Origin of the sequence: Rugamonas sp. DEMB1 (genome assembly GCF_029834475.1) — a bacterium.
In the GTDB taxonomy this organism is placed as follows: domain Bacteria; phylum Pseudomonadota; class Gammaproteobacteria; order Burkholderiales; family Burkholderiaceae_D; genus Rugamonas; species Rugamonas rubra.
Window position 1 is genome coordinate 6,486,934 of the sequence record NZ_CP122407.1, and the last position, 12,249, is coordinate 6,499,182.

General features: G+C 65.0%; 10 protein-coding genes and 1 pseudogene. 8 read left to right on the top strand and 3 right to left on the bottom strand.

From position 1 onward, the window contains the following. Positions 1–37: 37 nt before the first annotated feature. Positions 38–526 carry a hypothetical protein gene (locus QC826_RS29955; protein ID WP_279763669.1) on the bottom strand — a complete coding sequence of 163 codons (489 nt, stop codon included), beginning with the start codon at positions 524–526 and terminating at the stop codon, positions 38–40. A gap of 340 nt (positions 527–866) precedes the next feature. Between QC826_RS29955 and QC826_RS29960 the strand changes: the two genes are divergently transcribed. Then, positions 867–1,877, top strand: a complete 1,011-nt coding sequence (locus QC826_RS29960; RefSeq protein ID WP_279763670.1) for an IS110 family transposase — start codon at positions 867–869, stop codon at positions 1,875–1,877. 20 nt (positions 1,878–1,897) lie between these two features. Here QC826_RS29960 and dacB read toward each other — a convergent pair whose 3' ends face one another. Together dacB and QC826_RS29970 are read right to left on the bottom strand one after the other, a co-directional pair. Beyond that, positions 1,898–3,385 (bottom strand): D-alanyl-D-alanine carboxypeptidase/D-alanyl-D-alanine-endopeptidase, encoded by a 1,488-nt coding sequence (gene dacB / locus QC826_RS29965; protein WP_279763671.1) that lies wholly within the window; start codon positions 3,383–3,385, stop codon positions 1,898–1,900. Between the two features lie 16 nt (positions 3,386–3,401). After that, positions 3,402–4,640 (bottom strand): nucleoside recognition domain-containing protein, encoded by a 1,239-nt coding sequence (locus QC826_RS29970; RefSeq protein WP_279763672.1) that lies wholly within the window; start codon positions 4,638–4,640, stop codon positions 3,402–3,404. 486 nt (positions 4,641–5,126) lie between these two features. Here QC826_RS29970 and QC826_RS31465 point away from each other — a divergent pair. The 7 genes and pseudogenes from QC826_RS31465 to QC826_RS29995 all read left to right on the top strand — a co-directional run. Next, positions 5,127–5,534, top strand: a pseudogene (locus tag QC826_RS31465) (ABC transporter substrate-binding protein); the annotation flags it as partial. Between the two features lie 169 nt (positions 5,535–5,703). Next, positions 5,704–6,681: an ABC transporter substrate-binding protein gene (locus QC826_RS31470; RefSeq protein ID WP_313872904.1), complete on the top strand. Its 978-nt coding sequence runs from the start codon at positions 5,704–5,706 to the stop codon at positions 6,679–6,681. Positions 6,682–6,899: 218 nt separating this feature from the next. Continuing rightward, positions 6,900–9,371, top strand: a complete 2,472-nt coding sequence (locus tag QC826_RS29980) for a TonB-dependent receptor plug domain-containing protein (protein WP_313872825.1) — start codon at positions 6,900–6,902, stop codon at positions 9,369–9,371. Next, positions 9,281–9,661, top strand: a complete 381-nt coding sequence (locus QC826_RS31475; protein WP_313872826.1) for a TonB-dependent receptor — start codon at positions 9,281–9,283, stop codon at positions 9,659–9,661. Before QC826_RS29980 ends, QC826_RS31475 begins: the two co-directional genes overlap by 91 nt. A 95-nt stretch (positions 9,662–9,756) precedes the next feature. After that, positions 9,757–10,839, top strand: coding sequence for an LD-carboxypeptidase (locus QC826_RS29985; RefSeq protein WP_093389249.1), 1,083 nt, complete (start codon positions 9,757–9,759; stop codon positions 10,837–10,839). Between the two features lie 520 nt (positions 10,840–11,359). Next, positions 11,360–11,704: a hypothetical protein gene (locus QC826_RS29990; protein WP_279763673.1), complete on the top strand. Its 345-nt coding sequence runs from the start codon at positions 11,360–11,362 to the stop codon at positions 11,702–11,704. A 101-nt stretch (positions 11,705–11,805) separates the two neighbouring features. Further along, the gene (locus QC826_RS29995; protein WP_279763674.1) at positions 11,806–12,207 is read left to right on the top strand and encodes a hypothetical protein; all 402 of its coding nucleotides are present in this window, start codon (positions 11,806–11,808) and stop codon (positions 12,205–12,207) included. Positions 12,208–12,249 lie beyond the last annotated feature (42 nt).

Sequence of the window (12,249 nt, forward strand, 5' to 3'; positions counted from 1 at the left end):
GCTTGCTCCCGCGATGAGTAGCAAGCAACCGAGGCGCCTACTTGTGGACACCGAATGCATGGGACTCATCAGCCTCATGTTGAACCAGCCAATCGGCGAACCACAGCGCGTAGCCGGTGCTGCCGCGCTTGTAGCGCAGCACGTGCGGCGGCAAGCGTAGCGCACCCGGCACCGGCACGGCAAGTCCGGCAAGCGTGGCCGGATAGCGTCCTTGTTTCGAACGGTAGTCCGCCAGCGCCACACGCACCTGCTCGCCGTTTTGAACGCATGCATTGAAGGCTTGCGTGGCCTCGCGTGCACCAATTGTCCACGTTGTGCCGAAGATCAGGACAACACCAATAGCCGCACTCACCGCCAAGGCGCGGCCGACACGCCAAAGCGCCAATGCGGTAACGGCGGCCATGGCGACGGCGGCAAGAAGGTCGCGAACGGGCAGCGGCCCGGCTTGATGTTCGCCGAGCCACAGCCCACAAAAAGCGGCAACAACCGGCAGGAAAATGAAGGCGAATCGTTCTATGAGTGTCATGGGGGCCATGTTAGCTAGAGGCCGCGCAATACGCAAACCGGGGTCAGTGCCGACATTCGGACACGGCCTCAACCATTCGTCATTTGAGTGCACTTGCCCAGCAATATCCTGCGATGCTGTTGAGCTCGTGTCCTAATGTCGGCACTCGTATATTGAACGTACCGCAACGGCGTTGGATAATGATGGCGTTGAAGCGGCCGGGCGAAGTGACATTGATCGGCACGAGTGCCATTGAGCACGTGGGTCAGATAGGTGCCTTCGCCCGTTTCATTTTACAAGTCCGAACGGTATCTTGGGCCATCGCCATGGCGCGTAAGCCCGCATACGAGAGAGGTCAAAAATGGATACGGTACACGCTGTTGTAGGCATTGATGTGAGTAAGAAGAAGCTCGACGTGGCGTTGCTGGTCAACGGCAAGACGAAGTCGAAGGTGGTCGACAACTCCGCTTCGGGACATCGGGCTTTGTTGGAATGGTTGGGCAAGTCGAAGGCTCCGATGGCCGAGCTGCACGTTTGCATGGAGGCGACCGGCGTCTACTACGAGCCGGTGGCGCTGGCCCTGCACGCGGCCGGTTTGCGTGTCAGCGTGGTCAATCCGGCGTGCATCAAGGGGTTCGGGTACAGCGAGAATATCCGCAACAAAAACGACGCGGTCGACGCCGGGCTCATCGCCCGATACTGCGTCGCGATGGCTCCGGCGCCCTGGACGCCGCCACCGATCGAGCAGCGCCAGTTGCGCGCCTGGTCGATGCGCGTGCAGGCCCTGAAGGACATCCGCCAACAGGAGGAGAACCGGCTCGAGGCCCACACCGTCACGGGAATGGACGAGGTGGCCGAGCATGTGAGGGGGCACATCGCCTGGCTGAGCGCCGAGATCGCGAAGCTGGAGGACGAGATCGACGACCATATCGACCGCCACCCCGGCCTCAAGCACGACGCCGACCTCATCGCCAGCATCCCCGGTGTCGGTGCGACCACGGTGGCGAGGATTCTAGGCCACCTGGGCGACATTCGGCGCTTCGAGAGCGCGAAGGCGTTCGCGGCGTTTCTTGGCGTGACGCCGAAGCAGCGCAGTTCGGGAACCTCGGTGCGAGGGCGAACCATGATCAGCAGAACGGGCAGTACCGCGCTGCGCGCGGCACTCTACATGCCCAGCCTGGTCGCGCGCCGACACAACCCGATACTGGCCCAATTTGCCGAGCGACTGCTGGCAACCGGCATGGCGAAGAAGGCCGTGATCGGCGCGGTCATGCACAAGCTGACGCACCTCATCTACGGGGTCATCCACACCGGCAAACCCTTCGACGCAAACTATCTATCGAAAGGGCTTGCAAATCAAGACGGTATCTGACCCTGCCCTTTGCTGCGCTGTCAGGGCAGGGTGTTGGCGTCGCTGCGCGCGACCCAGTCGACCAGGGCGTCGAGCACGGCGCGGCCGGCGCCGTTGGCGGTGTGGGCGTCGTTGATCATGGCCACCACCACGCATTGCTGGTTGGCGGCGTCGGGCACGAAGCCGGCCAGCGCCGCCACGCCGCTCAGGCTGCCGGTCTTCAGGCGGGCGCGCAACGCCGCCGGGCTGTCCTTCAGGCGCTTGCGCATGGTGCCGTCGAGCGCGGCGATGGGCAGGCTGGCGGCGAACTCGGGCGCCCACAGGCTGCGCTGCGCCGCCTGCAACACGGCGGCCAGCTGGGCCGGCCGGATCCGCTCGACGCGCGACAGGCCGGAACCGTTCTCCAGCACCAGGCCTTGTTGGTCGATGCCGCGCTCGCTCATCCAGTTGCGCACCGCCAGGTTGGCGCGCGCCGCCGTGGTCTGGCCGGACGGCTCGGGCGGCAGGGGCTTGCTGCCGAGCGCGGCGTCCGCCTCCAGGCTGCCCAGGCTGAGGAAGAGGGTGTGGGCCAGCGTGTTGTCGGACTGCTTGTTGGTGTCGCGCAGCACCTCGGCCAGGGTGCGCGACTGGTGCGCGCTCAGCAGGCGGGCGCCGGCCGGGGTGGCCTGGTCGGCGCCGGCCTCGCGCACCTCGCCGCCCAGGCTGCCGCCCAGCCGGCGCCAGGTGGTGCGCAGCAGCCGCTCCAGGTAGTCGTGGCGGTCGAGCACGTTGATGCTGGTCGATTTGCTGCAATCCTTGGGAAAGGTGCCGCGCAGAACCACCTTCAGCTTGCCGCCGTGTCGCTCGACCTCGGGCGCTTTCCAGCCGGCCTCCCAATTGGCGCAGGGGGCGTCGATCAGCTTGAGCTCGGAGGCCACGCTGACCTTGTCCAGCTCGGGCATCAACACCAGTTTCATGCTGTTGCCGCTGGCCTCCATGTCGAGCTTGAGCAGGTTGGTGTTGACCAGCAGCGCGTCCGGCACCACGTTGTAGTAGGCGTAGGGATACTCGTCGAAGGCCGGCAGTTCGGCGTCGAGCCGGGCCGGCTGGAACAGCTGGCGGTCGAGCACGATGTCGCCCTTGATCTTGCGGATGCCCTGGTTGCGCAGCGCTTGCAGCATGTGGTACAGCGCGTCCTCGTTGAAGTCGCTGTCGGCGCCGCCGCGCAGGTACAGGTCGCCCTGCAGCACGCCCTTGACCAGTTCGGCTTCGCTGCGCAGCTCGGTGCGGCCGCGGAAGACGGGGCCGAGCTGCTCCAGCGCGGCCATGGTGGTCAGCACCTTCATGGTCGAGGCCGGCTGCATGCTGCGCTCGCCGCCGTGCCACAGCAGGGTGCGCGGGCCGCGCAGCACGACGACGCCGACGGCGTCCTGCGGGATGTTGGCGGCCTGCAGCATCTGCGCGATCGGCTCGGGCAAGATGGCGTGGGCGGCGCCGGCGGCGGCCAGCAGGCCGGCCAGCAGGGTGGGCGACAGGAGGCGACGAATCATGGGCGTGCTCACGGTATCAATGGAAGAACAGGTAGGCGACGAAGATGGCCGCCACCACGCCGGCGAAGTCGGCGATCAGGCCGCAGGAGATGGCGTAGCGCGTCTTACGGATGCCGACCGAGCCGAAGTACAGGGCGACGATGTAGAAGGTGGTGTCGGCCGAGCCCTGGAACACGCAGGCGAGGCGGCCGACGAAGGAGTCGACGCCGTAGGTTTTCATGGCGTCGATCATCATCGCCTTCGAGCCGCTGCCGCTGAGCGGCTTCATCATGGCGGTCGGCAGCGCCGGCACGAAGTCGGTGTTGATGCCGAGCAGGGAGAAGAACCAGTTGAAGCCCTCGACGACGAAGCCGAACACGCCGGCGTTGCGGATCACGCTGATCGCCACCAGCATGCCGACCAGGTAGGGGATCACCGTCAGCGAGGTTTGGATGCCGCCCTTGGCGCCCTCGATGAAGGCCTCGTAGACGTTGACCTTGCGGCGCAGCGCGCCGATGATGAAGGTGGCGATGACCAGCATCAGCACCAGGTTGCTGACCACCTTGGAGACCAGCTCGATCTCCTCCTTGCTCAAATACTGGGTGAAGTAGAAGATCATGCCGGCGATGGCGGCGGTCATGCCGCCCAGCCAGCTCAGCACGACGCGGTTGAGCAGGTTGATGCGCTGGCGGATCGACACGGCGATGATGCCGACCAGGGTGGCGACATAGGTGGCGATCATGCAGGGGATGAAGATGTCCGACGGGTCGGCGGCTCCGAGGATGGAGCGCTGCGCCATGATGGCCAGCGGGATCAGGGTCAGGCCGGAGGTGTGCAGCACCAGGAACATGATCTGCGCGTTGCTGGCCTCGTCCTTGTTGGGGTTGAGGGTTTGCAGGCTTTCCATCGCCTTCAGGCCGAAGGGGGTGGCGGCGTTGTCCAGGCCGAGCAGGTTGGCCGAGAAGTTCATCACCATGTGGCCGGTGGCCGGGTGGTTCTTCGGCACGTCGGGGAAGATGCGCGAGAAGAAGGGGGCGATGACGCGCGCCAGCAGGTCGACCACGCCGGCCTTCTCGCCGATGTTCATGATGCCCAGCCACAGCGTCATCACGCCGGCCAGCGGCAGGGCGATGTCCATCACGCCGGACTTGGCCGAGTCGAAGGTGCCGTCGATAATGCGTTTGAAAATCTCGGTGTCGCCAAGGAAGATCCACTGCGCGAAGGCGGCGGCGAAGCCGACCAGAAAGAAGCCGGACCAGATGTAATTGAGCGACATAGATCGAAATTTTCCTGAAGCATATTGAGCAATGTTGAAAGTATAGGGCCAGCCCGCCTTCGCCTAGTGAAAGAATGCGCTTGGAACATGCCAAAAAGTTATATGCTGCCGGTCTGATTTCATTGGCGCGCCGTGCCGGCCGGGCTTAGCCTGCGCCCGGTGGACAGGCCGGATCACGCTGGGCAGCCCTTATTGACTGGATCGCATATGAAGAAACTGTGTAACAAGGCAAGCATGGCCGCCGTGGCCGCCGTGGCCGCGCTGCTGGCGCTGGCCGGCACTGCCCATGCCGCCGCCGATGCCGCCGCCGCCGCCGCGCCCGCCAAGGTGCTGCACGCCTTCCTCAGCACCGGCGAGACGGGCCTGGACCCCGCCGTCGCCTCCGACCTGGCCAGCCTGAGCCTACTGGAAAACCTGTTCGACCCGCTGCTGCGCTACGACTACCTGGCGCGCCCGGTCAAGTTGCAGGAAAACACGCTGCGCACCATGCCCAAGGTCGAGGACGGCGGCCTGAGCTACACCTTCGAGCTGCGGCCCGGCATCTATTTCACGCCCGACCCGGCCTTCAAGGGCGTCAAGCGCGAGGTGGTGGCGCAGGACTACGTCTACAGCCTCAAGCGCCTGTACGACCCCACGTTGAAGTCGCCCTGGTTGTTCCTGCTCGAAGGAAAAATCGTCGGCGACGGCGCCCTGGCCGCCGACAAGTTCGGCTACGACAGCGCCGTCGCCGGCCTGCAAGCCGTCGACAAATACACCCTGCGCATCCGCCTGACCAAGCCCGACCCGAATTTCCTTTTCTACCTGGCGATCCCGGCCACCGGCGTGGTGGCGCGCGAGGTGATCGAGGCCTATCCCGGCCAAGCCGGCAACCACCCGGTCGGCAGCGCCGCCTTCATGATGGGCACGTGGAAACACAGCGACAAGATCACCCTGCTGGCCAACCCGGACTTCCGCCCCACCGTGTTCCACGCCGGCGCCAACGTCGCGCCGCAGGACCCGCGCGCTGGCCGCCGGCCTGGAGGGGCGCCGCCTGCCGCTGGTCGACCGCGTCGAGGTGAAAATCATGGAGGAGTACCAGTCGCGCATGCTGGGCTTCCTCAACGGCGAGTTCGACTACCTGGAGCAGGTGCCGGAATCGCTGAAGGACATGGTGCTGGCGCCCGGCGGCGGCGCGCCCGCGCTGAAGCCGGCGCTGGCGCGCCAGGGCCTGGCGCTGTCCACCTTTCCGGTGCTGCAGACCTACTACATGTGGATGAACATGGACGACCCGCTGATCGGCGGCTACGGCAAGGACAAGGTGGCGCTGCGCCGCGCCATCGCGCTCGGCTACAACAGCGCCGAGGACATCGCCCTGCTGAAGAAGGGCCTGGCGCTGCCGGCCGAAACGCCGCTGCCGCCCAACGTGCTGGGCTACGACCCGGCCTACCGCGCGCCCGAGGGCTACGACCCGGCGCTGGCGCGCGCGCTGCTGGAGCGCTTCGGCTACCGCCTGGGCAAGGACGGCTTCCGCAGCCTGCCCGACGGCAAGCCGCTGACCCTGCTGATGCACTCCGAGCCGTCCACCGTGGGCCGGCTGCGCGACGAGTTCTGGCGCAAGAGCCTGAACGCCATCGGCCTGCGCGTAACCTTCAAGAGCGACAAGAAAACCGAGGTCATCAAGGCCTCGCGCCTGGGCAAGGTGATGATGTTCGAAACCAACTGGATCGCCGACTTCCCCGACGGCGACAACTTCTACCAGCTGCTGTACGGCGCCAACAGCGGCCGCGCCAACTACGCCCGCTTCAACCTGCCGGCCTTCAACCAGCGCTACGAGCAGGCCCGCCAGCTGCCCGACTCGGCCGAGCGCGCCCGCCTCTACCGCGAGATGGCGCAGTTGCTGCACGCCTACGCGCCGTGGGTGCTGCTGACCCATCCGATCTCGGCCGACATCCGCCAACCGTGGTTAAAAAACTACAAACGCCATCCAGTCGAGTTCACCGCGTGGCGTTACCTCGACATCAATATTTCCGAACGCCAACGATCCGCTAAGATAACACCCTGACGGACGGCGCGACCATTCCAAAAGGTTATGGTTGCCTTAGAACATTTCATTGGCTGGCCGGGTTTGCATGGCGCTACTCTGATTTGCTAGTAATAAAGCAATGATCTAGGCAAGGCGTGGATTTTGCCGCCATCGCCGGTCAACAAGTCGGTAAAAAAGAGCGGAAACAAGCGCGGAAACAAGCGCATTCGGTGCAGGCACATTTAGGGAGAACCACTTTGAAGGTCAAGAAACTGGCGCACATGCTTGCGCTGATCGGTGCGGTCGCACCGTTCGCCAACGACGCCATGGCGCAGGACGCGGCGCCCATCCAGCGGATCGAAATCACCGGCAGTAGCATCAAGCGCATCGCCAAGGAAGGCGCGCTGCCGATCCAGGTGGTGAGCTTCGACACCATCGAAAAATCCGGCATCACCAGCACCGAGCAACTGGTGCGCACCCTGTCGGCCAACGGCACCGGCGCCGACAACATGACCTCCGGCAACAACGTCTTCGGCGCCGACGCCGACCGCGTCAGCGGCGGCGCCTCCTTCGCCTCGTTGCGCGGGCTGGGACCGAACTCGACGCTGGTGCTGCTCAACGGCCGCCGCATCGCCACCCACGGCGCCAGCGGCAAGGCGGTCGACCTGAACTCGATTCCGCTGGGCGCCATCGCCCGCGTCGAGATCCTCAAGGACGGCGCCTCGGCCATCTACGGCACCGACGCCGTCGGCGGCGTGATGAACTTCATCCTGCGCGAGAACTACGACGGCGTCGAGGCCAGCGCCTCGACCAACGTCACCCAACAGGGCGGCGGCCAGACCCGCCGCCTCTCCCTGCTGGCCGGCAAGGGCAAGCTGGCCGACGACGGCTACAACATCATGGCCAGCGTGACCTACGACAAGGACGACAAGCTCAGCTCGTCCGACCGCAAGTTCGTCAACGGCTTCCAGCCGGCGCGCGGCCTGTCGCCGGACACCACCGGCACGCCCTTCGCCACTCAGCTGAGCGGCGCCGGCACGGCGCTGGGCACCGGCTTCCAGGTGCCCGGCGACAGCAGCACCTACCTGCAGGCCAACCAGCTCAGCCTGCAAGGAAAGTGCGACAGCGTGTCCGGCATGTCGCAGTACCAGACCGGTCTGTGGAAGGACGTCACCTCCCCGCTGCGCAGCAAGTATTCCTGCGCCTACGACTACGGCGCCGACTACGCCATCAGCTTCCCGGTCGAGCGCCTGAACACCATCGCGCGCGGTGCGCTGCAACTGAACGCCGACCACAAGCTGGTGTTCGAGGGCATGTACTCGCGCACCAAGGCGACGGCGATCCTGACGCCGGTGCAGATCCAAACCAGCCTGGCCAACAAGAACGCCTACCCGGTCGGCGGCGCCTACTACCAGGACCTGTCGGCCTTCATCCCCAGCTTCGACAAGACCAAGCCCATCATCTACAAGTGGCGCGCCACCGAGTGGGGCGACCGCACCCAGGAGAACGTCACCGACAGCGCGCGCCTGCTGATCGCCGCCGAGGGCACCTTCCTCGGCAAGTGGGACTACAAGGCCGGCCTGTCGCGCGCCGAGAGCCAGACCAAGACCGCGCTGACCGACGGCTATGGCTACACCAGCAAGATCTATTCGGCGCTGGCCAGCGGCGTCATCAACCCGTGGCTGGCGCCGGGCCAAAGCCAGACCGCCGAGGCGAACAGCCTGATCGAGTCGACCAAGTTCCGTGGCGACTTCCAGCACGGCAAAACCACCCTGACCCAGCTCGACGGCACCGTCTCCGGCGAGCTGCTGCAGTTGCCGGCCGGCGCGCTGGCCATCGCCGCCGGCTTCGACCTGCGCCGCGAGGGCTACGACTTCGGCCAGAACGTCGACGCCACGCAGGTCCTGCTGGCGCCGGGCAACGCCGCGCTGAGCAACACCAGCCGCGACGTGCGCGCCATCTTCACCGAGCTGCTGGTGCCGGTGACCAAGGACCTGGAACTGCAACTGGCGCTGCGCCGCGACCACTACAGCGTGTTCGGCGCCACCACCAACCCCAAGGTGGCCTTCCGCTACCAGCCGGCCAGCACGCTGCTGTTCCGCGGCTCGGCCAACAAGGGTTTCCTGGCGCCCAGCTTCACCCAGTTGTATTCGGCCCAGCTGTCGCAGGAACTGCCGAACGGCATCATCGACCCGATCTTCTGCCCGACCCATCCGGGCGACCCGGCCTTCTGCGCCATCGCGCGCCAGCCCTACCTGACCGGCGGCAACAGCAGCCTGCGTCCGGAGACCTCCAAGCAGGGCACGCTGGGCATGGTGATCGAGCCGGTCAAGGGCTACTCCGCCTCGCTCGACTTCTGGGCCATCAACGTGCAGGACCGCATCCTGAACCGCACGCCGCAGGTGGTGCTGGCCAACGCCGCCGCGTTGTCCGCCAACATCATCCGCAACCCGGACAACACCATCAACTACATCCAGGCCGGTTGGATCAACGCCGCCGGCCTGCGCACCCGTGGCGCCGACCTCGGCCTGCGCGGCGAGGGCTGCTGTCCGGCTACAAATGGAACGCCGCGCTGGACGGCACTTGGACCAAGAGCTTCAAGTTCGCCGAGATCCAGGGCCAGCAGTACAAGGAACTGGTGGGCAACTTCTACACCCGCGACATCTACCTGCGCTGGAAGCACAACGCCAGCCTGGGCGTGGCGCGCGGCGACTGGAGCGGCCTGTTGACGCAGAACTACAGCTCCGGCTACAAGGACCAGCTGCCCAACGGTGGCAAGGGCACGCCGCCGGCCGGCTTCAAGGCCGACGTCAGCAGCTACACCACGTACGACGTGTCGGCCACCTACGGCGGCATCAAGAACGCCACCTTCACCGTCGGCATCAAGAACCTGCTCAACACCGACCCGCCGTTCACCGCGCACAACGTCGACGAGGTGGTTGGCGCCGGTTGGGACCCGCGCGTCGCCGACGCGCGCGGCCGCCAGTTGACGCTGCTGTTCAAGTACAAGTTCCTCTAAGCGGGAACCGGACGGCGCCGCGATTGCGGCGCCGTTTTTTTATCAGCAACGGCCACGTCCGCTTGACGGCGTGTTGAACCAACAGAAAGGCAGTGATGTCCGATCCAGCACCACTGAGCCGGCGCCGCTTCGGCGCCCTGCTGGCCGGCGCCGCCGTGGCGGCGGCCCAGCCGGCCACGGCGCTGGCCGGCGCGCGCACCACCCGGGGAGGCAAAGCCATGAAACAACACCTGCTCAAGCCGACCAGGCTGCACAGCGGCGACCTGGTCGGCATCGTCGCGCCGGCCGGGCCGTCGAATCCGGCGGCCCTCGAACAGGCTGTGCAGAATTTGCAGGCGCTGGGCCTGCGCGCCAAGCTGGGCGCCCACCTGGGCGAGGTCTACGGCAACTACGGCGGCAGCGTCGAACACCGCGTCGCCGACTTGCACGCCATGTTCCTCGACCCCGAGGTCAAGGCCGTGTGGGCGATACGCGGCGGCTCCGGCTGCATCGCCCTGTTGTCCCACCTGAACTACAAGCTGATCCGCAGCAATCCCAAGATCCTGCTGGGCTTTTCCGACGTCACCGCGCTGCACCTGGCGCTGCAGCGGCGCGCCGGCCTGGTCAGCTTCCACGGCCCGGTGCTGTCGACGCCGTTCTCCGACTACACCCGCAACCATCTGCAGAACCTGCTGATGGCGCCGCAGGCCCACTACACCATCCCCATGGCGCAGGAGAACCGCGCCCGCGCCGTGGCGGCGCCGCAGTACGCTCTGCGCACCGTGCACGCCGGCCAGGCCAGCGGCCGCCTGATGGGCGGCAACCTGAGCATGGTCGCCGCGCTGGCCGGCACGCCCTACGCCGCCGATTTCCGCCAGGCCATCGTGTTCTTGGAGGACGTGAGCGAGGAGCCCTACCGCATCGACCGCATGATGACCCAGCTGCAATTGAGCGAGGGTTTCGAGCACGCGGCGGCGATGATGTTGGGCGTGTTCGAAAAATGCGCGCCGCCCGCCGACGAGGTGTCGCTGAGCCTGGAGCAGACGTTGGACCAGCACCTGCTGCCGCTCAAGCTGCCGTCGGCCACCGGCTACTCCTTCGGCCACATCCGCGACCAGTTCACCTTGCCGCTCGGCCTGCAGGCCCGCTTCGACACCGAGCAGCAGAGCTTGACCCTGCTGGAGCCGGCGGTGCTGTAGCGCCGGCAAAAGTGGATGTAAATAATTTGTGCGCTGCACAAATATCTGTGATACACTACGTTCTGTGGTGAGGTTTGCATGCAGACAGTCCCACTATCCAAGGCATGCGCCACAAACCGGGTTGTGTAAGTTTGGTTTGTGCATGGCGACAAAAGCTTGGATTTGTAATTCCGAATACGATGGTCGATTTACACGTTGGGGGCACCACGCAGATAGCATGGGCGCCCGAGACTCTGGAGGCACTTTGCAGATAGCACTGGCATCCGGCACACGATTAAACTATTGGTAATACATTGGAACAAAGCCCGCGAAAGTGGGCTTTTTTTTCGTCCGCGTTTTCCTTCCCCTCTCTTTTTCTACTTTTAGTCCGTGTGTTTGTCTGCATCCCGCCCAGTTGTAAGCGGATGTAAGACTCGGTAAGCGTATGTAATAGCCGTCAACTCAACCGTGGCGGCCGCCGTTTTCTGCTCAGTGATACGGGAATTGTCCCGGCGCCGAAAAACCAGATAAGGATTACATCATGCACAAAATCATCGCTTCCCTGATCGCCGCCCTGTTCGCTACCGCCGCATTCGCTCAAGCGCCTGCCGCCAGCACCGCCACCGTCGCCGCCAAGAGCGCGCCCGTCGCGGTCAAAGCCGAAGTGAAAGACAGCAAGGACGTCGTCAAAACCGAAGCGAAAACCGAAGTCAAAGGCGAAGCCAAGACCGCCGCCAAGACCGAGGTGAAAGCCGAAGCCAAGACCGAAGCCAAGGCAGAGAAAAGCAAAGAACCCCACAAGGACGACGGCAAAACCAAGCCGCACACCGAAGCCGCCAAGGTAGCGACGACGGAACCAGCGAAAGCCGCGCCTGTGAGCAAATAAGCCTGACCGGATTGAGCAGCAAGAACACGCAAGACGCAGTAACAAAGACTAAAACGGGAATTGTTCCCACCACACCGAAAACAATGTAAAGGATTTATATCATGAGCAAAATCATCGCCAGCCTGATCGCCACCCTGTTCGCCAGCGCCGCTTTCGCACAAGCTCCGGCGCCAGTCGCCAGCGCCACCGCCGCCAGCAGCGCGCCGGTCGCCGCCCAGTCGGCGACCAAGGAAAGCAAGGCCGCAGTGAAGGGCGAAACCAAGGCAGTGGTCAAGGCCGAGGCCAAGCAAGCGGCCAGCACCGGCGAAGTGAAAGCCGGCGGCGAAGCGGCCAAGCCAGAGGCGAAAGTAGCCAAGGTCAAGAAGTCGCATCACAAGGCGGCCAAGGCCAAAACCGAACCGAACGAAGCGGCCAAGGTGACCACCGCAGCAACACCAGCGGCGACGCCGGCAGCACCAGCGGCACCAGCACCAGCAGGCGCGCCAGCCGCAGCAGCAAAATAAGCTAGTCTCTAGCCAAAAAAAGACAGGGTTTCCTGTCTTTTT

Bases quoted from the DNA above. Each gene is read 5' to 3' on its own strand.
- QC826_RS29985 (WP_093389249.1), top strand. From the start codon at position 9,757: ATGTCCGATCCAGCACCACTGAGCCGGCGCCGCTTCGGCGCCCTGCTG.
- QC826_RS29995 (WP_279763674.1), top strand. From the start codon at position 11,806: ATGAGCAAAATCATCGCCAGCCTGATCGCCACCCTGTTCGCCAGCGCC.
- QC826_RS29955 (WP_279763669.1), bottom strand. From the start codon at position 526: ATGACACTCATAGAACGATTCGCCTTCATTTTCCTGCCGGTTGTTGCC.
- QC826_RS29960 (WP_279763670.1), top strand. From the start codon at position 867: ATGGATACGGTACACGCTGTTGTAGGCATTGATGTGAGTAAGAAGAAG.
- QC826_RS29990 (WP_279763673.1), top strand. From the start codon at position 11,360: ATGCACAAAATCATCGCTTCCCTGATCGCCGCCCTGTTCGCTACCGCC.
- dacB (WP_279763671.1), bottom strand. From the start codon at position 3,385: ATGATTCGTCGCCTCCTGTCGCCCACCCTGCTGGCCGGCCTGCTGGCC.
- QC826_RS31470 (WP_313872904.1), top strand. From the start codon at position 5,704: ATGGAGGAGTACCAGTCGCGCATGCTGGGCTTCCTCAACGGCGAGTTC.
- QC826_RS29970 (WP_279763672.1), bottom strand. From the start codon at position 4,640: ATGTCGCTCAATTACATCTGGTCCGGCTTCTTTCTGGTCGGCTTCGCC.